The organism is Microthrixaceae bacterium (assembly GCA_023957975.1).
In the GTDB taxonomy this organism is placed as follows: Bacteria; Actinomycetota; Acidimicrobiia; order Acidimicrobiales; family Microtrichaceae; genus JAMLGM01.
Window position 1 is genome coordinate 394,382 of record JAMLGM010000002.1, and the last position, 22,267, is coordinate 416,648.

Annotated in this window: 16 protein-coding genes; 10 read left to right on the forward strand and 6 right to left on the reverse strand. The window is 62.1% G+C overall.

Annotation, left to right across the window (positions count from 1 at the left end; all coding sequences use genetic code 11):
• Positions 1-18: 18 nt before the first annotated feature.
• The 4 genes from M9952_04550 to M9952_04565 all read left to right on the forward strand — a co-directional run bounded on the left by M9952_04550 (position 19) and on the right by M9952_04565 (position 1,452).
• Positions 19-294, forward strand: a complete 276-nt coding sequence (locus tag M9952_04550; GenBank protein MCO5312193.1) for a hypothetical protein — start codon at positions 19-21, stop codon at positions 292-294.
• Positions 294-725, forward strand: a complete 432-nt coding sequence (locus M9952_04555; GenBank protein ID MCO5312194.1) for a type II toxin-antitoxin system VapC family toxin — start codon at positions 294-296, stop codon at positions 723-725. The genes M9952_04550 and M9952_04555 overlap by 1 nt, the downstream gene beginning before the upstream one ends.
• Positions 726-826: 101 nt before the next feature.
• Entirely contained in the window at positions 827-1,057 is a 231-nt protein-coding gene (locus tag M9952_04560; protein MCO5312195.1) for a hypothetical protein, read from the forward strand.
• 2 nt (positions 1,058-1,059) lie between these two features.
• A complete protein-coding gene (locus M9952_04565) occupies positions 1,060-1,452 on the forward strand; it encodes a type II toxin-antitoxin system VapC family toxin (GenBank protein ID MCO5312196.1) in 393 nt (130 codons plus the stop codon).
• A gap of 66 nt (positions 1,453-1,518) precedes the next feature.
• Here the strand turns inward: M9952_04565 and M9952_04570 are convergent, their stop codons facing one another.
• Positions 1,519-2,175, reverse strand: coding sequence for a sugar transferase (locus tag M9952_04570; GenBank protein ID MCO5312197.1), 657 nt, complete (start codon positions 2,173-2,175; stop codon positions 1,519-1,521).
• A gap of 1,191 nt (positions 2,176-3,366) precedes the next feature.
• Between M9952_04570 and M9952_04575 the strand changes: the two genes are divergently transcribed.
• From M9952_04575 to M9952_04585, 3 genes are all read left to right on the forward strand, one after another.
• Complete coding sequence (locus M9952_04575; GenBank protein ID MCO5312198.1) at positions 3,367-5,466, forward strand: acyltransferase; 2,100 nt, start codon at positions 3,367-3,369, stop codon at positions 5,464-5,466.
• A 440-nt stretch (positions 5,467-5,906) separates the two neighbouring features.
• Positions 5,907-6,878, forward strand: coding sequence for a GNAT family N-acetyltransferase (locus M9952_04580; GenBank protein MCO5312199.1), 972 nt, complete (start codon positions 5,907-5,909; stop codon positions 6,876-6,878).
• 16 nt (positions 6,879-6,894) lie between these two features.
• Positions 6,895-7,986 carry a glycosyltransferase gene (locus M9952_04585; GenBank protein MCO5312200.1) on the forward strand — a complete coding sequence of 364 codons (1,092 nt, stop codon included), beginning with the start codon at positions 6,895-6,897 and terminating at the stop codon, positions 7,984-7,986.
• 103 nt (positions 7,987-8,089) lie between these two features.
• Here the strand turns inward: M9952_04585 and M9952_04590 are convergent, their stop codons facing one another.
• The 5 genes from M9952_04590 to M9952_04610 all read right to left on the reverse strand — a co-directional run bounded on the left by M9952_04590 (position 8,090) and on the right by M9952_04610 (position 16,336).
• On the reverse strand, positions 8,090-9,109 hold the full coding sequence (locus tag M9952_04590; protein MCO5312201.1) for a glycosyltransferase: 1,020 nt from the start codon (positions 9,107-9,109) through the stop codon (positions 8,090-8,092).
• Complete coding sequence (locus M9952_04595) at positions 9,102-9,962, reverse strand: glycosyltransferase (GenBank protein MCO5312202.1); 861 nt, start codon at positions 9,960-9,962, stop codon at positions 9,102-9,104. Before M9952_04595 ends, M9952_04590 begins: the two co-directional genes overlap by 8 nt.
• Positions 9,962-11,869 carry a glycosyltransferase gene (locus M9952_04600; protein ID MCO5312203.1) on the reverse strand — a complete coding sequence of 636 codons (1,908 nt, stop codon included), beginning with the start codon at positions 11,867-11,869 and terminating at the stop codon, positions 9,962-9,964. The genes M9952_04595 and M9952_04600 overlap by 1 nt, the downstream gene beginning before the upstream one ends.
• Before the next feature lie 1,170 nt (positions 11,870-13,039).
• Positions 13,040-15,007 (reverse strand): acyltransferase, encoded by a 1,968-nt coding sequence (locus M9952_04605; protein ID MCO5312204.1) that lies wholly within the window; start codon positions 15,005-15,007, stop codon positions 13,040-13,042.
• 225 nt (positions 15,008-15,232) lie between these two features.
• Positions 15,233-16,336, reverse strand: coding sequence for a glycosyltransferase (locus tag M9952_04610; protein ID MCO5312205.1), 1,104 nt, complete (start codon positions 16,334-16,336; stop codon positions 15,233-15,235).
• Between the two features lie 360 nt (positions 16,337-16,696).
• Between M9952_04610 and M9952_04615 the strand changes: the two genes are divergently transcribed.
• The 3 genes from M9952_04615 (at position 16,697) to M9952_04625 (ending at position 21,623) form a co-directional block, all read left to right on the forward strand.
• Positions 16,697-18,376 (forward strand): ABC transporter ATP-binding protein/permease, encoded by a 1,680-nt coding sequence (locus M9952_04615; protein ID MCO5312206.1) that lies wholly within the window; start codon positions 16,697-16,699, stop codon positions 18,374-18,376.
• A gap of 32 nt (positions 18,377-18,408) precedes the next feature.
• On the forward strand, positions 18,409-19,875 hold the full coding sequence (locus M9952_04620) for a hypothetical protein (GenBank protein ID MCO5312207.1): 1,467 nt from the start codon (positions 18,409-18,411) through the stop codon (positions 19,873-19,875).
• 182 nt (positions 19,876-20,057) lie between these two features.
• Positions 20,058-21,623: a CpsD/CapB family tyrosine-protein kinase gene (locus M9952_04625; GenBank protein ID MCO5312208.1), complete on the forward strand. Its 1,566-nt coding sequence runs from the start codon at positions 20,058-20,060 to the stop codon at positions 21,621-21,623.
• Positions 21,624-22,267: the final 644 nt, after the last annotated feature.

Here is a 22,267-nt window from a genome sequence, read left to right on the forward strand (position 1 = left end):
TTTGGTACCATCGAGCGTATGGCAACGAACTTGCGACTGCGGCCGGACGCGGAGGAAGCGGTCCGCCGGGAAGCACAGCGCTCCGGACGGTCGCAACAGGACGTGATTCGCGATGCGATAGATCGTGACCTCGGCCTGTCCAGCGCGATCGCGAAGCGTGGTGAGTTGGACGTGTTGATTGCCGCGGGAGTGGTCCTTCGACCGCGCAGTCCGTACCGGCACCTCGCTCGACGTCTCGCGTTGCCGGAAGGCACGACGAGTAGCGGCCTGCTCGACCGAGACGATCGGATCTGATGCGGATCTATGCCGACAGCAGCGCGCTCATTAAGCGGGTCGTCGAGGAGGCCGAATCCGATGCGCTCCTGGCGGCACTCGATGATCACATTGCGAGTGACATCACGAACGACACAGTGGTTGTCTCGTCGTCGCTGGCGTGGATCGAGGTCAGCCGGGCGTTGAGTTCCTTGTCGGATTCTGGCGCGAATTCTCGTGAGCAGCTCGTGGATGCGTTCGAGGTGGCGCTGTCTGGCGTCGCCGAACGACCGATCACCGCGGATGTCGTCAGCCTTGCCCGTCGCGTCGCTCCACCGGTCCTGCGCACGCTCGACGCGATCCATCTCGCCACGGCGATCCTGCTTGATGTCGACGTCGTGCTCACCTACGACGACCGGCTTGCGGATGCGTGTCGGCACAACGGGCTCGCTGTTTCGACGCCCGGTCGGTGAACTCCGATAACCAGTGGTCGTGATCACGACCGCTGGTTGTCGGAGAACAGGTGAGGTGGCGGGCATTGCGACATCAGCGGTAGTGATTGCATAATGAAAGCATGCCGAATGTGTTAGTCCGTGACCTTCCTGATGACGTCCACGCGGCGCTGCAGCGGCGAGCCAAGCGCCGTGGGCAGTCGTTTCAGCGGTACCTGACCGAAGAACTGACCCGCCTGGCATCGCGGCCTTCGGTGGAGGACCTGTTCGCTCGAATCGAACAACACCAGGGCGGAACGGTTGGCTTTCGGACGGCGGTTGACGACCTCGAGGCGACGCGGGCTGAGCGGTGATCGTGGTCGACGCGTCGGTCGTTGTTAACGCGTTGGCTGATGACGGAGTTGATGGCGGCGTTGCGCGACGTCGGCTGATCCGCGCTGGCGAATTGGTGGCGCCGGACCTCGTCGACGTCGAGACAGTTTCTGTGCTGCGACGCCGGTGGCTTCACGGCGATCTGACCTCGGAGCGGTTCGCTGTCGCAGTTGAGGACCTCGGCGCGTTTGCAATGGAGCGTTTGCCGACGCTTCCGCTCATGGACCGCGCGTTCGAATTGCGCGCCAATGTCACCGTCTGTGACGCCGCATATGTCGCGCTCGCCGAGCATTTCGGCGTTGTGCTGGTGACGGCTGATGCGCGACTCGCAGGTGCTCCGGGGATTCGGTGCGATGTCGAGGTGCTCGGGGTCTGAGGTCGATCGCGCGTGAGTTGAGCGTCTCGCGGCTATCGGGTGAGCAGGCCCAGCGGTGAGGCTGGCTCAGGTCGGTTCGGAGCTACCGCCGGCGTTGGCAACGTCTGGCGACGCAGCGGTATCCGCTGCCACGAGCGGGTCGGAGGCATCGTGTCCGTCGATGCCTTCTCCGCTCAGCACGGTCTTGATGGTGCGGGTGATGATCTGCAGGTCGAGGAGCAGCGATTGGCGCTCGACGTACTCGACGTCGAGCTCGATGCGACGTTCCCAACTCAATGCGTTGCGACCGTTCACTTGGGCGAGTCCGGTGAGCCCGGGGCGGACCTCGAGGCGTCGACGTTGGAAGTCGCTGTAGCGGTCGACCTGGTACTGCAAGGTTGGGCGTGGGCCAACGATCGACATGGTTCCGTTGGCGACGTTGATGAGTTGGGGGAGTTCATCGAGGGAGAACCGTCGCAGGATCTTGCCGACGCGGGTGATGCGTGACGCGTCGGGAACGATCGGGTTGGATTCGTTCACCATGGTGCGGAACTTGAAGACGGTGAAGGGCACACCACCCTTGCCCACGCGTTCCTGGCGAAACAGTGCGGGGCCGGAAGAATCGAGCCGGATCGCGAGCGCGCACATCAGGCCGACTGGAATGACCACCGGTGCTGCGATTAGCAGCACTACGATGCCGAGAAGCTGGCTGGCCCGCTCGCGGCCGAGGGTCTTGTTGGTCACGGTGAAAGCGTATCGGCGGCTACGTTGGAACTGGCGGGTCTTCTCGTCGTTCGACGGTTCTTTGCGGTACGCAACGTTGACTCGGTCGTGTGGCCGGAGCGGTCGTTGATGGCGAAATGTATGCATCCCGAATGAGCTCGTCCGTGACCGTTCCGGCAGCGTCGACGCATCGGTCGTTGTGAATGCGCTGGCCGATGACGGCGCCACCGGTGCCCTTGCGCGACGCTGCCGGTTTGAGCGGGTCGGCTCGCGGTGTCCGCTCTTGTCGATGTCAAGCAGGTATTCGGTGGTGCGGCGTCGGTGACTCCACGGCACGCCGACGTCGGGTCGGGTTTGCGATCGCGATTGATGATCTCGGTTCGCTTGCAACCTAGCGTTCGCCGACGCCTCTACTTGTTGCCCACCAGGCAGGATGAGGATGGCGGCGACACGGTCGGTGGGGATGGGTTGGTGGTCGTGGTGTCGTGGTGCCGGTCTCGTGCGCGTTCATTCCGGCCATGGCGTCGCAAGCCGCGTGAAGAAACCCGTGGCCACAACTTGGGGCAAGCTCACTCGATGGGGGGGTCGGCCATGAGCTTTCGGTCGGCGTGAAGCACAACTCGACGTTGTTCCTCGCACACGACTTTTTGGTCTTGGTGGCCTTTCCTGAACCCACCGATCCGGTTCCTGTGATGTCTTGATGGCGGGCTGATCGAGGGTGAGCTGTCATGGTGACTCTGAGGTCGGCTTTGGCGAGCGTTGTAGTAAGGCTGGATGGCTGGTGGGTTGTCGGCGCGCTGGGTGGCCTCGTGGTGCGCCTCACCGATGGTCCGGAATCCTCGGGGCACACCAAATCGAGGCGACCTCAGATGAGCGGACTCGGCATCGTCCCTCGCGTAGCGGGAACTGGCAGCCCAACTTCGCGATTCACCTCCTCGCTGTCACTCAGGTTCGAATGCGCGACAGCACTGGGCGTGGCTACTTTGATGTCAAGATCCCTGAGGGCGGGACCCGCAGTGAGGCGATACGCCGCCGGAAGCGACGACTCGCGAACCTCCTCGGGCGGCTAGTGATTGTCGATGAACGTCGGCTCACGCTTGATCCCATCTACCTCCTCGGTCCTTGCTTGGTAATTGCAGCGGAACGGCCAACTCGGTGCTTCCGTCGGGAGAGGCTAATCTGACGGTACTCGTCGGTAGCGCCCGAGGTTGAATGGCAGCCTGTCTTTCGGTATCGTTGGACCGCGTGGATAATACTGAACTGAGGCAGGCGGACGAGCGCGCTGTAGGGAACACCTTTCGCTACGACATTCAAGGGATCCGGGCCGTCGCAGTACTGCTTGTCGTGCTATTTCATGCCCATCTTCCAGTTCCAGGCGGTTATATCGGTGTCGACGTCTTCTTCGTGATTTCGGGTTTCGTCATTGCGGGGCAGATTCGGCGTCAGCTCGCTGATTCTGGTCGTGTCCATCTTCGTCATTTCTACGCCCGAAGAGCCCGGCGGCTGCTCCCCGCGTCAGCAGTCATGTCAATGCTGACGCTCGTGGCATCGATCGTGCTGGTAAGTCCGTTTGACGGTCAGCAGCAATTCGCAGCAAGGACGGCTGCTGCATCCAGTGTCTCCTTGGCCAATTGGTACCTGATGTTCTCGGAGGGGGGATACTTTGGCCCTGCGGAGGAGCGAAATCCATTCCTGCATACTTGGACGCTATCGGTTGAAGAGCAGTTCTATTTTGTGCTGCCCGTGGCACTCGCCCTTACGGCGTTTTGTTGGCGTCGACGGTCGACTCGGCTAAAATCACCGCAACTCGAGATCACTAAAGTCGCATCCGCAGTAGTGCTTTGTGGAACGCTTGCATCGTTCGTATGCGGCGTCGTGTTCCTGAGTGGGTCCTCGCCGTTCAAGTCGTCGTTGCCGGACCAGTTCGGGTTCTACTCGCCGACTACGCGAGCGTGGGAGTTCGGTGCGGGTGTGTTGCTCGCGATGGTGGTGCCTGCGTCTGGACTCGTACTGGGCCGGGTTGTTCGGTGGGGTCTCGCGTTCGGTGGAGCGGGCGCCATCGCAGTCGCCTCGTGGCTGTTCGGGGCCGCAACTCCGTTTCCCGGGACTGCAGCGCTTCTCCCTGTGGGTGGGGCCTTGGCTTTGATCGCGTCAGGTACAGGAGCCCCAAGCCCTCTTGGTCGGTTGCTTGAGCACCCGGTAGTGCAATGGGTAGGGGATCGTTCCTATGGCTGGTACCTCTGGCACTGGCCATTCATCGTGCTTGCGCGCTCGGCGTTCCCTGACGCTCCAGGAGAGATTCTGTCACTTGCGGCTCTCGTGGCGCTTGTACCTGCAGCAGTTTCGTATAAGTGGATCGAGCAGCCAATTCGTCTCGGCAAGGAGTTCAATGGTCGCAAGCTTGCCCGGTTGGCGGTGGCTTGCGTTGCGCTGCCGATTTTGGCTGCCGTCGGTGTCAACGTTGGTGCCCGCGCCAGTTGGGGCCTTGACCTTCCGGCGGGCCTGACGGAACAGAGGCGCGCGTCGAAGGAAGGGTGTGATGATTATGAAGCCCGTCGGTCATGGTCGCCAATTCGTTGCGGAGTGGGGCCGAATAACCCCCACGTATTGGTGCTCGGTGACTCGCACGCGAACAGCGCTTTCGAAGGGGTTATGGAGGCCGCGGTTCCCAATGGGTATGGGGTGCGAGTACGGTATCGGTCTGGCTGTCCGTTCTTGATCGGACCGAGCCCGGTGTGGCAGACACGCGAATGTCTAGTTTGGCGTGCGAGGGTGCTCCAAGATCTCCATGCGGACGCACCGGCAATTGTCGTTGTGGCAAATCGATCTGCGAGTTACGTGAAGCCGCAATTCCCCCCTAACGACGATTCGCCGACCATCGGGAATGGTGGGCAGGTTGCCGAATCGCGGGACCAGGCGATCGATACGTGGACCGACGGGTTCACCGCTATGTTGGACGAGTTCAGTCGTCGCGGAATCCCTGTCGTCGTGCTTGATGTCGTTCCTGAATTTGCTGACGACTTCACTTCGCGTATCAGTTTGTTTCGTCCAGACCCTGGAGTTCCGACTGTCACGATGGACAACGTCGAGCTTCGCCGGCGGGTGTTGCTGGATGCCGAACACGCGGTGGCCGCCCGTTATGATCAAGTTGTGACAGTCGATCCCGCGCCCGCTCTTTGCGAGCCTCAGAAGTGCGCTGCGGTGAGGGATGGGAAATGGTTGTGGATGGATCGAAATCACCTGACCCCCGACGGAAGTCGACGTCTGGCTCCGCACTTCGAGTCGGCATTCCGCGATTTGCTGGGCCAGTAGCCGCCGTGGAGTTGAATCGCGGAGGGTGCTTAGGGGTTGAGTGGTTTGGTTTTCAGGGGCAACGGCTGCGTCGTCTGTGCCGCACGAGTGCATTTGGGCCACAGACTCGGCGAGGGCGAGTTCAACCAAGTCAACCGGCCGACGGACTTTCAACCATGGCAACAGCGCACACGCCGTCCACCCAGTCCTCGCGTTGGACTCGCAACGCAACATGGGGACGGTCGTTGATGAAGAACGCCTTGGGCTGAGGCATGGCCGCAATGGTTGAGCGCCGCACGGGGACCGACCGCTGGAGCTCGCGGACCCCGCCGCAATTCCGGAGTGCCCAATTCGACGTAGTGCGCTTCGTTGGATGTACCGCGATGTGGGTCGACTGGCTCTGGAGTTCGCGCTCGGTTTCTGGTGAGATGTCGGCGCTATGACTTGTAGGCAGTCGACCAGTGAGTTCTGAGATTTCGATTCGACGGGCTGAGCCGAGCGACCGTCAAGACGCCATCGATCTGTGCCGTGCTGCCCTCGGCTGGGGTGCCGACGATCCGAATGAGGCGTTCTTCGACTGGAAGCATTTTCAGAACCCGTTTGGCGAGTCGCCCATGTGGCTTGCGGAGATGGACGGTCGCCTGGTTGGGGTGCGGGTGTTCTTGCGGTGGCGTTTCGTGCGCAACGGGCAGTGGTACGAGGCGGTGCGGGCGGTCGACACGGCGACGCATCCGGACGCCCAGGGCCGGGGGGTGTTCAAGGCGCTGACACTCGGCGCGTTGCCGGAACTGACCGAGGCTGGAACGCATTTCGTGTTCAACACTCCGAACGCTCAGAGTCGGCCTGGCTACTTGAAGATGGGTTGGTCGGAGGTTGGACGGGTTCCGGTGGGTGTCGCGATTGTGCGGCCCGGTGCGCTTCGGCGCGTTGCCGGGGCCAAGGCTGCTGCGAACAAGTGGTCGGAGCCGCTCACCATTGGGCTGACTTCACACGAGGCGTTCGCGAACGAAGCCGATGTTGAGGCGTTGATCGGCGACCAGCGTTCCGGTGAGTTCCGTACCGACCGTTCTGGTGAGTATCTGCGGTGGCGGTACTCATTTGAGGCCTTGCAGTACCGGGTGGTGCCAGTCGGGGATCGGATCTCCGACGGCGTGGTGGTCGTGCGGATTCGCCGGCGTGGGTCGGCGCTCGAGGCCACGATTTCGGAAGTGCTCGCAGCGTCGCCAAAGGCGTTCGGAGCGACGATGCGGCGGATCTTGCGTGAGACCGGAGCGGATTACGCGATTGCTGGTGGAGGCACCGAGCTGGCGCGGTCGGGGTTTGTGTCGGTGCCTCGCCTGGGCCCGATTCTGACCTGGCGGCCCCTTGGGCGCCCGGGGGTGCCGTTGCTCAATGAACTCGATTTGGAGCTTGGCGATGTCGAGTTGTTCTGAACCCAAGAAGTGCCGCGTGTTGTGGTTGGCAAACGGCCTGGGTGTCGGCGGGATGGAACGACTCTTGGTCACCCACGCCCGTCTCGGTGATCGAGACGCGTTTGAGTACCACGCGGCGTACCTGGTGGATCGCCCACATTCGGTTGTACGCGAGCTCGAGGAGCTCGGCGTGCCGGTCTATCGGCTCGGAACTGGCCGACGGTCTGACCTGCGATGGGTTCGCGATCTGGTCCACATCGTCAGGAGTCGTGAGATCGACGTGGTGCACGCGCACTCGCCGCTTCCGGCCTCGGTGGCGCGGGTTGCGTTGGCGCTGACCGCCCGAAACGTTCGCTTTGTTTATACGGAACACAACCGTTGGGATCGATTCGAGCCGCTCACCCGATGGGCAAACCGGCTGACGTACCGGCTGAACGACAAGGTGTTCGCCGTGTCCGACGATTGTCGGTCGACGGTGCCGAAACGACTTCGGCCGCGGGTGGAGACGCTGATTCACGGGATCGATGTCGAAGCCGTGGCGGCGAACCGGGCGTTCCGTGACGAGATGCGTGCGGAGCTGGGTATCGACGATGACACCGTCGCGATCGGCACGGTAGCGAACCTGCGCAAGCAGAAGAACTACCCGATGCTCATGCGTGCGGCGAAGCGCCTCATCGACGACGGGCAGCGCGTCGTGTTTCTCGCCGTCGGTCAGGGGCCGCTTGAAGATGAACTCAACCAACTGCACAGTGTGCTGGGCCTGGGCGACCGGTTCAGATTCCTCGGGTTCCGCGAGGATGTGCATCGAGTCATGTCGGCGTTCGACGTCTTCTGCCTGTCGTCGGACCACGAGGGGCTGCCAGTGGCGTTGATGGAAGCGAAGGCGCTCGGCTTGCCCGTGGTGGCGACGGCGGTGGGGGGAATTCCGGACGCCGTCGAGGACGGAGTAGACGGGTTGCTCGTGGGGAAGGGTGACGGGTCTCAACTCCTTGAAGCGTTAGAGAGCCAGTTCGTTGAGCTGTGCGCTCGCAAGCGACTCGCGTCGGCGGCTTTGCTGGGAGCTGGTCGATTTGGTGCAGGCAGCGCCGTCCAATGCGTCGAGTCGGTCTACCGAGGTGACGCGTCCTGATGGGGGCGCGTACGGGCACCTGACCGAGCCGGAGCCCTCGACATACGAACTCGTCGGTGAACTCTCGCTTGCGGGCAAGCGGACCGGACGTCGCGCGTTCACCTCACCCAGCTCTGTTCACCACCACCCGTATGGCGCGTGCCCACCGGAGTCGGCTCAGAATGAGCAGGAGCTTCACGCGCGCCGGCGCGTCAAGTCGGACAACGGATTGGTTCTTGAACGCCTGTCTCACAGTGTTCGCGGAGATCAATTCACGAGTCTGGGAGAGCTGTGTAGCGTGGCCTCGAAGCCGCACCAGGGCGGTTGGTAGGTCGCTGCGGAGTACTTGGCCGTAGAAGTCTGCGTACGCGCGAGCATCGAACCCCTGTGCCTTGTACAACGCCGTCACTTGCTGGCCCAGCCGCTCGATGTTCGCACATTCGCTCGCGAGCGGGTTCGCTGTCGCGCTGGACGCGTGCTTTCGGTATGAGTACAGGGTGCGTCGGATACAGGCGACCCCGTCGGCGAAGCACAGCGCGTGCAGATTGAACAGTGAGTCCTCGCCTTTGCGGATGCCATCGTCGAACCTGAGGTGCTGATCTTCGATCAGTGGGCGTGCATAGAGATTTCGGACGTGGTACCAGAGCATCTTGGTCCCGAACGCGCCATGCAACACCTCACGGACAGCGCTTCGATCCTGACGCAGGTCTCCCGGCAGCGGAAACTCCACAACCTCAAGCTCTCGTCCTGTTGGGTCGACCAATCGGATGCCACATGCGACGACCTCGGCGTCGAGGCGGATCGCTGCTCGATGAAGGTCCTCCAACATCGTCGGTTCGACGTAGTCGTCGGCATCGACGAACGCCAGATAGTCTCCGCGAGCCGCATCGATACCGTGATTCCTCGTGGGCGCAACACCGAGATTCTGCGGATTGGACACCAAGCGAACTCGCTCGTCGGCGGATCGATACCTCGACAGGATCTCCGCCGTGCGGTCGGTCGATGCATCGTCGACGATGATCACTTCGAAGGACCGCAGGGTTTGGGCGAGGACAGAATCCAGGCACTGCGGGAGATACCGCTCGGCGTTGTACGCCGGAATGATCACACTGATCAGCGGCGCTTGCCCAGCGGTGTCAGGCATCATCGTTCTCCGAAGTCGTTGCCAGCGACGGTGGTTTGACCTGGCTTCCGAGCCTGCCTAGGAGTCCGTGCCAGACACCCTTGAAGTACATGCGGACCTTCTCCCCTCGATCAGCGGAGATGATCGCCGAGCCGAACAGCAGGACCAGCGTGCGCGGCAGCTTCCAGATCTCCGAGCCGCGTTGGACGTAGATTCTGTGCCAGATCATGTTTCTGACTTCGTAGTAGTACTTCCACGCGGGTCGACCCCCGACGCGGCGAATCAAGTCGTACAGCACGCGAGACTCCGCAACGTAGGTGACTTGAACGCCCTTGTGGGGAAGACGGTGCTGGAGGTACTCGGTATCCTCGGCCCACCAGAACATCTCCGGGCGGGGTAGACCGGCGAGACGCACGGCCACGCGGTCGATCAGTACACCGCTCCAACCGGGGAAGTTCATGGCGACGCCCGTGGCCTCATACACTGCCGACGGAAACAGCGCCGTGCCTGGCCGGGACGTGTCCGCGACGTCCATGAGCAACTCGAGTGAGTTCGCGTCAGGGTAGCAGTCGTCGTCCATCAGCCAGGCGTGGGTGTAGGCGGGGTTCTCCTGAAAGGTCGCCAAACCCAGAGCAAACCCACCTGCAGGCCCCATGTTGCTGCCTGCGCGCACGATCTGTGTGCGGTCGACAATGACGAGGGTGGAGTCGGCGACGTCGACGGGCAGACGGTCGCTGTTGTCGATGACGAGTACACCGTCGACGGTGCGGGTCTGCTGGTCAAGACTGGCAAGACAGCGAGCGATGGCCTCCGGTGAGTTGTAGGCCACGATGATGGCCAGGACTCGAGGAGCCGGGGTTCCTTGTGTGTACATCACTGTTCGGCTCTCTTGGCCATCATCTGTCGTTCTCGGTTCATCGGGCCGCCCAGGTACAGGCGTGCACGCGCACGCAGTCGGTCTCTGACAGGTCCGGTACGAATCACCGACCGCGCCCCGTCACCCAGCAACTGTCCGAAGCGCGCGGCTTGCCAGCCGAGTGTGCCATAGTGCTTGCGCAGAAACCGCTCGTGGGAAGCGTGGAAATGCGTCATCCTCCTGGTTTCGTCGCTGCTGGTACCGCCGCCCACGTGCATCGCTGTCACCGTGTCGATCACCAGATGACGCCAGCCGGCTCGCGCGGCGCGGTACTCCCAGTCGGCCTCTTCGGCATACAAGAAGTACTGCTCGTCGAAGCCTCCGAGTTGGTCCAGGGCTTCTGAGCGCAACAACAAGATGGCACCACTGACGTAACCCTCGGTGGGTCGAACGCGGTGCAGACCCAATGCCTCCAGCCAGGTGCCCCCAGGAGAGGGAAACGGCCACGTAACGCGAACTGGGTTGCCCGACTCGTCGACCTGCAGCGGGCCGACACTCGCAACGTCGCTATGCGAGCGCAGACCCGCCTGGAGGGCGCGAATGTCCTGAAGACCGATGACGGCATCGGGGTTCAGTAGTAGGACATCCGAACCCGGTACCTGTCGGTGAGCCAAACCGACGTTGACCCCGGAACCGAACCCGCCGTTACGGCCCGGATCGACATAAATGCAGCCGAGTCCGGCGCACAAGTCGGCGATCTCGGGGAGCGAGGAGTTGTCGACCACGGTCACCGGCAAGTCACCGAGGGGTTCGAGTGCAGCGCGCAGCAGGTCGGGGGACCCGTACGCCACGACCATCACCTCCAACCCTGGGGCAAGTGTCTCGTCGAAAGCAGGGGACACCTGAGGGGCGCCGACTGTCGGTTGGAGTCGCCTGGCCGAAGGTTGGTGACGGCCAGATAGCCTCTGATAAATCCAGATCGTCGCATCGATCGGCTGTGGCCAGAACGAATAGGCGACCGCAAACGCCTTGATCTGTTGCGACTCCGGAGACCTTCGGATCGCCTGGGCCACGGCTTTGGTATCCCTTTTGATGTCACGTAGTAGGAGTCGGTCTCCTGACGCTGCGACGCGCGGCCGGAGTTGGCGCAAGATCAGAAACGACCGCTTCAAGCAATTTCCGCTAACTTCGGACAAGCCGCGCGCTTCGAAGAAGGCGGCCTGCTCGCGCAGGGCCATCACCCGGCCGAGTAGCTGGTCCACGCGCTGTTCAACTTGAGTTGTGCTATCGGGACGAACAAAATAGTAGTACAGCGCACGCTCCGAGAGGGCGACCCGATTGGCCGCGGCGACGAGCTTGTAGGTGGTGAAAACGTCCTCGTCGTTTCGACCCTCGGGATACCGAATTCCGGCGAAGAGATGTGTGGCGTACAGCTTGGCCCAGGGGGCCGTCATCTGGCCGGTCGTAGGGCCAGCGTACCGACGAAGTGCTTCATCGGTCTCCAGTGTTGTCACCGAGTTGAGGTCAATGTGGTCTGGTACTGTGCTGTCGACTGTTCGCAAAAACCCGCAGATCGCTAGGTCTGCGTGCGACTCGATCGCTAGCGACAGCAGGTGCTCTACGAGATCTTCATGGATCCAATCGTCGGGGTCGACGAAGACCACGTACTCACCGCTCACGCGATCAAGCCCCGCGTTTCGCGCTGCCGACGGCCCAGCGTTGCGCTGATGGATGACGCTTACCCGGCTGTCGCTCGCAGCGTAATCGTCGCAGATTTCACCTGACCGGTCAGGTGAGCCGTCATCGACCAAAATAATCTCAAGGTTACGATGGGTTTGAGTGAGTAGTGATTCCAGGCATCGGTGGAGGAAGGCCTCCACGCGGTAAACTGGGACTACGATGCTGACGAGGTGGTCGGCTGTCACCCCACAATCCTACCGTGGTCGACCTCCCAAAGGCGCATGGGGGGGGCTGCCCAACGAGGGGGGCGAGGTGAGCATTATCCTTCTCGGAGGGAATTCTAGTGCGAATATTGATGAGTGCCGCTTGGTTAGGGGGTGCTGGCGGAGCTGAGCGAGCGCTCTATTCGATGCTCCGGGCCTTGGATTGTGACCAGGTTGACGTTGTAGTAAGGCAGCAGCTCGCGGGAAAGTACGCCGAGATTGGCCCGAACGTGCGCGTTTTCTCCCTCTATAATTGGCGTTGGCGGTGGGCCAACCTGCGGCATGGAGCGAAAGGGCATCTAGTCCAAGCTGCGTTGAACCCGATCCGTCGACAACTCCTCCCGCATTACGATATCTATCTTCAACTTTTCCATGGTGCTGACCTCAACGATACGGTGCGTGCATCGACCCGTCTTATTGTGCCGTCAGGGTACCGCGTGAACTCAGAAATGGCGGATCGATTTGACGCCGTGGCTCTGCAAGCTCCTGACAACTGTCAGCTAGTTGAACGAGACACAGATGTGGTGCTCTTGCCGCCCCCAGTTTTCCCCTTGGCGGAACGGTCCATTCGGCCGCGTGTGGTACTTCCGGAGAAGTTTTACCTTACTGTATTTAACGCTTATGGGCCGATTAAGGGGGCCGATGACCTAGGATGGGTTGCGGCGTCTGCTCCTCATCCGATTGTGTGGTGTCACAGTTCCCAAACCATGGAGTATCCGGTGCCGGAACTCTTGCGTGAGCATCCGAATATCGTTCGAATCGAGAATGCCAGTCCAGAGGAATTGCGGTTTTTGTATGAGGCATGTGAAGGGTATGTTTCAGTATCACAGACCGAAGGATTCGGATGGAGCTTGGCGGATGCGCTCCGGTATTCTCCACGAATCTACTCGCGTAAACTCGGGGTGTTGAGTTTTCCGGAACCCATCGTAGGTGAATACTGCGACTTAAATGATGACCTCCAATTTGATTGGCGCCATGGGGAACGGTCCGGGGAGCTGCCCCGCGAACTTCCTTGGCTATCGGCGGCGGTATTTCGCGAGGCCATCCAGTCGGTTGGTCAGCACCGCAGTAGTTGACTGGACGCGGTGCCGCAGATGAGGCGACCGTCGAGCGATTAAGTGCTAGATGGATCGCTTGGCCGGTGGCCGGGGCCTATTTGGGCACTAGCCAGTCTGTAGTGTCGATTTCGTGGGCGAAGAGAGGCCCCAGGGTCCTCCCTTCGGCCACCGAGATATGTAGACCATCTCGGTAGTACAGCGGGTGTTGCTCGCCCTGAGTTGAGCAGGTGGGGTCCGGGCAAAGGAACGACCACGTGTCGAGTGCCTGTGCCCCGGTCTGTGCAGCAACCTTGTTGAGGACATCGCGGACGTGGCCCTGTCGCTCGAGCGCGTTGCTGCGTGGCATCGACTGGACGCAACCTCCGCGCCGGATAGTAAGAACTGTGCATGAGGCGGTGTGCCAGGTGTCGTCTTCGGACCAGCGGGGAATCGTCTGGACCATCAGAACCTGGTGACCCGACGCATGTAGCTGTTTGACAGTTTCGGTCAATCCATCCTGGAACGCCTGTAACTTTTCGCCGGGAGCGGTGAGCGTGTCGACGTGGGCGAGGTTGACGGCAACGTTCGGGTCGTCCCAGTACGTGTCGATGTTGGAAATGATGACCAGAGCGGGATCGGCCGAAGCCAGAAACTCGAGACTGGTCTGGCTGTACCTACGGCAGTAGTGGTTCCAGCTTGTGGACCGGTCCAGGCGTTCCAGTGGCAGGTCGATGAACGGGCACGCATTCGTGGTGCTGGAAACGACCGGCCGGTCGAGCGACTTCCCAGCATCTTCAACAGCATCGATGAACTGTCCGCCGTTGGAATCGCCCAGCAGATATATGGTGGGGCCCTGAGCGTTTTGGTTGCGCGTGCACTCGTCGACGACCGCCTGTGACAATCCTGAGACGTGGCGGCATACGGACGGCTGAGCAAAGATCACTTCCTGGAACTCTTGGACCTTCGAATCGTTGAAACCGCGTTCTGATGCTTGCCAGAGCCCAACGGCGAGGAGCAGCGGCACGGCAACGGTGCAAGCAACGAATCCCGTCAGACGCAGGCGGGTTTTCGGCGAGTAACGCCGGGTTGGTTCTTCGATCCACCGGTAGGAAGCAACGGCGGGGAGAAAGGAAAGCGCCGCTGCGAGGGCGAGAATCCAAGTTTCGCCAGGCCTCCGTGCCGCAGCAAAGACGATGACAGGCCAATGCCAGAGGTAGATTGAGTATGACCAGTCTCCGATTCGAACCATGCCAACTGTGGAGAGAGCGCTGACGACGAGGTCGCTGGTGTCCGCGCACATTCCTGCCCGGGTCAGCGCCATGGTGCCGACTACTGGCACGATGGTGAGGAGGCCAGGGAACTGGGTACTGCCATCGATGAGGAAGAGGGCGAACACGAGGCATGCCAACCCGAACGCTGAGAACCCTCTAGCGACGTGCCGCGACGGTGGCCGAGCGACCGCTGCGTGGAACGCGAGCAGGGAGCCAGCGGCGAACTCCCAGGCACGGGTGAACGGGCTGTAGAAGCCGAGGAGCCAGGATTCCCGAGGCAGGACGTATCCAGATGCGCCCAGCATGGTCAACGCGAACGAGACGATGCCCACCGCAGCGACGATGAGCAACGGCGCCGAACGGGCCGCTCGGTACTTGCGTGTAATCACGAAACCGAGAAAGAGGAACATTGGGAAGACCAGGTAGAACTGCTCCTCCACCGAGAGCGACCACGTGTGGAGCAGAGCGTTGGTCTCGGCCTTGAGGTCGAAGTAGCCACCCGTGATCTTGGCGATGACCAGATTGGCCCCGAGCACCGTCGCCCCCACCCCGGTTCGCGCTGTGTCTTGTTGGGTGCCAAGCGGCGAAAGAAGGAAGACCCCGGCGAGCATGGTAACGGCGACCATGAGGGCGAGTGCGGGTGTGAGGCGCTTGAACCGGCGTAGGTAGAAGGTCCTGAACCGCAATCGCTCACCTTGAGCCCGTTGGCGGAGCAACATCGCGGTGATGACGAATCCGGAGATCACGAAGAACACGTCGACGCCGACGAAGCCGCCCGGCACCGGCAGCCCCGCATGGAACGCCACGACCATCAACACAGCGACCGCCCGAAGACCTTGGATATGCGGCAGCCGGTTGCTTCCTGCCTCAGGCGCTGGTGTTGACGCGCGAGTCGAACCGGTCCCGTGATGAGAAGTCATTCCAGGTCCTCAGTCAACTTCCGCATTCCTATCGTTTGTGGTGAGGCCAGAGCGGCGCCTGCGGAGCGTAAACATGGAACTTCGTGGGTGCAACGTGTGTGGGGCCCGGGTTCGAGTTCAGTGGCGAGCGATGCTGCGATAGAGGTTGGCTACCTTCTCGGCGTTTGCTGCCACCGTGAAACCAGCGATATCAAGGCGGTCGGCTGCAGCCTCTCGCACAGCCGACGATGCGGTGTTTGCGGACAAGGCCTTGGCCCAGACCGTGGCGGGCTCGGACAGGGAGAGCCGTTGGGTTGTGGGCAGCACGAGCACTGCGGGGGGGACTGCTTCGGAAACGCAGCAGGGCAGTCCTGCTGCTTGGGCCTCGAGCACTGCTAGTCCAAACCCCTCGTAGCGGGACGGGAAGAGCAATGCATCTGCGGCTGACAGGAGAGCCGGTACGTCGTCTCGGCTCCCGAGAAAGTGCACTCTGTCTTGAAGCCCGCGCTTTCGCACGTGGTTGCGCACGCTCTCCTCAAGTGGGCCCGTGCCGACGAGGATCATAGCGGAGTCCGATCGGTCTCGGACGACCTCGGCGAAGATGTCAACGCAGTGCCGTTGGTTCTTGGCGGGCAGGAACGCCCCGACGTGGCTGATGAGGAATGTGTCCGGGCCAATGTTGAGTGCCGTTCGAGTGGTCGTGCGCACCCGCTGGTCGAAGCGAAAATCTTCAGTTGCGATGCCGTTGGGTATGTAGTCGTAAGCGGCTGCCTTGCCGAACATCCAGCGTGCAGCCTGGTCGGAGACAGCGACGGCACGGACGCGATCCCAACGCGTGACTCTGGAGTTAATTCGGTGCAAGGTCTGGGTGATAGGCGATCGGGAAGAACCGGCGTTGTGGCTGTGAACGATCGTTGGGACCCCGGATCGCAACGCAACGCGGACAGGTTCGACATAGCTGGCAGTGTTGACATGCAAATGCAGAATGTCGAAGTGTTCAAGAGTTATGAGTTCGGTCAGTTGTTCCCTGTTGCGGCGCGCGCTCACGCGTCTCGGGGTGACCCCGAAGAACCTGCTGCCCAAGGCTTCGAGTTCCTTGGACAAGGCGGGCATCTGGCCGTTGTCCGAATACAGGAAGTCGAAGGCGAACTCATCTCGGTCGATCGATTGCGACAGGTTCCACAGGTAGGTTTCGATCCCGCCGAGGTTCGAACTCAGGCCGTACTGCAACACCCGGATCATGACGGACTCACCGAATTATCGGAGTGTTGACGACCAACTCGGACCGGCCCGATGAACCAGAGAGGTTCAGGCGCAATCACGCGAGAGGGTGGCGGTCGCCAGCGATTTAGAGGCATCGGCCAAACGTACTGCCTCGATGCACGGGAGTGCCCAGGAGCGCGGGGCAAGACTCTCGTGGCGCAGATTCGGGTTCATTGAAATATCCCCTGAAACCTGGATCGCGCTACCGTCGAGCGAGTGGGACCTGACGATGACACCGCCTCGGCCCTGACGGATACGTCAGCCAATGGTTCCGAGAGCGGCAGCGTGCGCGGTGGCTGGTCATCGCTGTGGGCGATCGTCCGCCCACATCGTGCCAGGATGGGAACGCTTGGCATCACGTCGTTTTTCGGAGCCATGCTGGAAGCGGGATTCCTTGTTCTGCTGTCCTCCACCGTGTTGGCACTCACAGCGGGCCGCGAGGAACTTGGCCCACTCGCCGGACGGTCCGTTGCGCTTTCGGTCGGATTGTGGACGGGAGCGGTCTCGGTGGTTCTGCGGTTGGCGTTGAACCTCGCCACGGTGAGGATCTCAGCGGCTCTGAGCGCGGTCGTCCGGACCGAGGAGCGTCGACGCGTGACCCGGGCGTTTCTACGCTCGGATTGGGCGGTACATCAAAGTGAGCCCACTGGGCGGCTGCAGGAACTGTTGACCTCGTTCGTCGGTCGCATCAATGCTGCTGTGCTTGCGTTGACCCAAGCGGTCACGTCGGCGCTCAGCCTCTTCGCGTTCCTCGCGGTCGGCTTTTTCGTCGACCCTGTAGCCACACTTGTGGTGCTTGGCGGTTTGGGGTTCTTCGGGGCTCTTCTTAACCCGATCCGGCAGCGGATCCGCAACCACGCCCGCGATTCCGCCGACACAGACCTGGACTTTGCTACGACCATCGCTGAACTGGGGGCACTCGGACAGGAGATGCAGACCTTCGGTGTGCGGGACCGTTTCGAGGAACGCCTCGATGAGGTCATCGAGGCGACCACCGAGCAGCAGCGGCGGGTGCAGGTGCTCTATGGATCTCTGTCCCCCGCGTACACATCTCTGGCATACGCCGCCATCATCGGTGCCGTCGCCCTGCTCCAAGTGTTTGGTGTTGATGACTTTGCCACGGTTGGAGCAATCATGTTGTTGATGCTGCGTTCCCTGAGCTACGGCCAGCAATTGGCGGCTGTCGCAGGACAACTCGCTGCCTCAACGCCCTCCCTCGAGCAGGTTGATCAAACCGTGGCCAGGTACCGTTCCCGGCAGGCCGACGTGGGTTCGAATGTCACTGACCACGTTGTTCCGGTGGCCTTTTCTGGCGCATCCTTCGCGTACTCGCCCGATCGTCCGGCCCTAAGCGATGTCAACGTCGTGTTGGGATCGGGGGAAATGCTTGGCGTGATCGGCCCCTCGGGTGCTGGCAAGTCGACGTTTGCGCAGCTCTTGTTGGGTTTGCGTGCGCCGTCGACGGGTTCCGTCATCGTGGGTGGCGTGGACCTTCGATCGGTCGATCGCGGCTGGTGGACCAGCCGGGTGTCGTTCGTTCCCCAGGACCCGACCCTCTTTACCGGTACCGTGGCTGAAAACATACGGTTCTTCCGCGACGGGCTGAGCGACGAGGATCTCCGGGCTGCCGCCAAACAGGCCAACGTCCTCGATGACATCGAGCGTCTACCCAACGGTTTCGACACCCACCTCGGCCAACGTGGAAGCCAACTCTCGGGCGGACAGCGCCAACGCTTGTCCATTGCCCGAGCGCTTGTTGGCGCTCCTGAGTTATTGGTGCTCGACGAACCCACATCGGCGCTCGACGGCAAGAGCGAGGCGTTGATCCGTGAGACTCTCGCGGCCCTCCATGGGGATACGGCGGTCGTCATCATCGCCCACCGCATGTCCACGCTGGATCTGTGCGATCGAATCATGGTCATCGAGGAGGGGTACGTCACCGGTCTGGACTCTCCGAGCGCTCTGCGCGACACCAACACCTTCTATCAGGAGGCGCTCGCTGTCGCTGGCCTCGGCTAGCGTCGAGCGATCACCCATCCTTGAGGACCGTCGTGCGAGCACCCCGAACCGCGAGCCAGGCGAGCGGTGGTCTTGAGATCGCCGCCGCCGGTCTTGTGATGACGCTGCTAGCAGTGATCGCCGTGCTGCTCGATCGCCTGACAATGGACGTTGTCTCGGGGATTCTCACTCTTCTCGCGTTGAGCGTCGTCGGTGCGGTGGCGGTCCGTTGGGTTGCTCGTCGTGAAGGTGCGCCAGACCTTGCAAGTCTGCTTGTGATGGCACTCTTTGCCAAGGTCGTGTTCACGCTGGTGCGCTACTTCGTGATCACCGTGGTCTATGACGACGTCGCAGACGCTGGCAATTACGTCAAGTGGGGCGTTCAGTTCGCCGACCTTCTCCGTAGCGGGCAGTTCCCGGCGCTGGACGGATCGTTGACGGGTCGGACACCGGAAACCGAGCGGATTGGGTTCGTCGCGGGACTCATGATCCTCGTCGTTGGCGCCTCCCGCTACGCGCTGTCGTTTCTCTTCTCCGCGATCTGTTTCGCCGGCCAGGTCCTGGCGTGGCGCGCGTTTCGGCGTGCCGTGCCGGATGGAGACTCAAAGCGGTATGCGATGTTGTTGTTCTTTCTGCCATCGATGCTGTTTTGGCCGTCGTCGATCGGCAAGGACGCGTTGATGATCGGCTGTATCGGGGTCGTGTCGTACGGAGCGGCGCAACTTCTCGGCGATCAGGTCTCGATTGGTGGCGTCATCACCTTCACCGTCGGCGTCGCTGCGCTCATGGCGATACGTCCGCATATGGCGTTGATCGCCGTGGTGGCGCTCGCGATCGGGGCAACGGCTGGGTCGGTGAGCGGAATTCGTCAGCGCGGAGCGTCCAAATCGGCCTTGGTCCGACTGGCCGCGTTGGTCGCGCTCGTCGCGATCGGGTCGGTAGGTGTCACCCAACTCGGCAAGTTCTTCCAGGACGAGAACTCAGGCGGCGACACTGGCGTCAGGGCAGCGCTTGAGAAGACCCAGGAGCAAACGGGCACCGGTGGGTCCGAGTTCCAGCCGATCGCGGCCACGTCCCCGGTTGACCTTCCGGCCGCGGTGGTGACGGTGCTCATTCGTCCGTTCCCTTGGGAGGTCAGCAACGTCACTGGGCTGATCGCTGCGGCTGAGGGTGTGGTGTTTGTCGGCCTGGTGGTCGCTGGTCGTCGGCGCCTGCTGGGTTGGGCCAGGGCACTGCCGCGCAACCCCTACCTGATCTACTGCGCCGCCTATGCGCTGGTGTTCATCGTTCTGTTCTCGTACGTTGGCAACTTCGGCATTCTCGCTCGTCAACGGACGCAGATGATGCCACTGGTTCTCGTGTGTCTATCGATGCGCCCGGCGCCGCGACGACCGGTGGAGGTTCGGCGGGTTGCGGCCCGATGGGGACGAAATCATAAGGTGGACACCGGCGATGTTGCACTAGCCCGTGTTGGGCCGGGTGGCCACGATCTAGGCGGGGTTGGAGAATGCCAGAAGTAGAAGTGCGTCCGTCGAGCGGTGCTGTGCATGGTTGACCGGTCGTCGGATAAGCGGAGCGTTCGGTGACATGGGACTGTTGCCTTGCGTGAGTTCGTCGCGCTCTCGTGTCGGGTGGAAGCCTCGGGTACAGTGTTCGCCGTTCATGCCCGATCATTTCTTCCCCGATTCGTGAGGCGGCGCCGGTGAACAAGTTGCGTGCGGTGCTGAAGCGTCGCTGGCCATTGCTGGTGGTCGTTACGGTGTTCGGTCTCGTCGTCGGGGCCATCTCAGGTGCGTTGGCGAACAGCGACCAGGTGGTGTCCTACACGGCTTCCCAGACGGTCGTCGCCAACAGGAATTCGTCTGGCTACAGCGGTCTTGTGCCTCAAGACATGTTGCGGATCACCCGTGGCCAGGTGCCCGAACAGGCGGCGATCGCGCTCGGCCAGCCGGAACGGTCGGTAGCCCTCGCCGGGAAGATCGCGACGGCGTTCGACGACAAGAGCAGCAGCATCCGTATCTCGGCTACGAGCACCGATCCGGCCGAGGCCGCGAAGGTCGCGGCAGCGTTCGTCGACGCGTTTTTGGAAATGACGAACTCGGTGGCCCAAGCACCGTTGCAACAACAGATCAACGACGCGACGGCCCAACGCGACGCGGCCCAGGCGGAACTGGCGGTGTTCGACGCTCAATACCCCGACGTAGCGGCGATGGTGGCCAACCCGCTCACCGACGAGCTGACACGAATGCTGATCGACGAGCGGTCCAGCCTGCAGTCGAATCTCGACAGCGCGGCCGACAACCTGCGTAACCTCGAACGCGATCTTCAGCGGGCGGTGCCCTATGAGTCGCTGGGCCCCGAATCCCCACGTGTAGCCGAGGCCGGGCTGTTGGCAGTGCCGGCGTCGGCGCCGGTTCGTTCGGTGCTCCTCGGGCTGATCGGGTTGCTGCTCGGTGCAGTTGTGACGTTGGTGCTCGAACGCACGATGGCCCGGGTCGACACCCGCGGCGAACTCGCGATATTGGTCGACACTCCGATCATCGCCGAGGTCGGCTTTCTCAAGGAGAAGGACCGTCCATCCGACGCCGACGGGGTGTTGGAGTTGGGTGGCGGGTGGTCCGAACCGTTCCGTGCGGTGCGCTCCGCAATTCAGTTCGTGCAATCGACCGCAGACCCGGGCTCGGTTCCGCGCACCTTTCTCATCACCTCGACGATGCCGGGGGAGGGCAAGTCGACCACCTCGGCGCTCGTGTCGAAGGCCCTCGCCGAGGTTGGTGTGCCGACGTTGGTGGTCGGCGGCGACTTCCGCAGGCCGGAGGTTCACCGGTTGCTGGGTGCCAAGTCCGATCCGTCGCTAAAAGACCTTGCCAAGCTCGACACCGAACGGGCGACGATCGATGAAATCATCCAGTTCCCCGAAGGGGTCGACAACCTGTTTGTCGCGGCGGCGGGGGCGGCGACCCGCGAGGTCTCAGCGGTGATCGCGGCCGCCCGCGAGGTGTGTGTTGAGGGTGCCCGTCGAGGGGCGACCGTGATCGTCGATTCGAGTCCGCTGTCGGTCGCGAATGACACCGTCGACCTGTTGCCGGTGGTCGATTATGTGATCTTGGTGGTGCGATCGGGGATGACCACCGAAAAGGGTCTGCTCGAATCGCTGGACACGATCGAACGCGCCGGGCGCAAGGTGCTGGGCATCGTGCTCATCGGCACCCCCGACACCGGCCGCCAATACGCGTACTACTACCACGACTACTTCCAGGAGAGCTGACGAGCACCGTCCGCGTATTCAGAAGGGAGGTCGTCATCGAGCCAGACTCGTTCAATCGGTTGGCAACGACTTCGTCGGCTCAATGCCAGCATGTGTGCTCGCTCTCGTCCGGTCGGATCGCAAGAGCCGAACCCGTTGTTCCCGGCATCGACAGACGCAGCGGAAATGCCAACGCTTCGGCCAGCGTTCGCTCCTTGGCTGGATGAGGAATTCTCTGTTTCGTCGTGCGTCGACAGCCGCGCGCAGGGTTGGGACGGGATCTGACGGACGCCTCGCGTCAATTCGTTGATGGTTCAGGGGTCATCGAAGTCGGTGGTCGCGCATTCGCGACGCTCGCTCGTGTGTCGATCTCCCTTGCGTCGCTCGTCGCCGGATCGCGGCTCGTTGTCGCCGTGGTGCTCGGTGGCCATCGTTGGGTCCAGCTCATCTGGACGTCGAGTGGATGCTTACAAGACGGAACCGAACGCGGACGAGACCCTTAACGTGTCGGTGCGGGCCGAAAGCAAGCGAACGAGGTCCTCAACACCCCAAGTTCCCCATCCAACGCGACGCTTGCGCTGGTACCATTCTTCGTCCGTCTTGAAGTGGAGGTTCCCTCTTGGTCGACCTTGCACCCGCCGCCAACCCAGGCTTTCTGGCCGTGA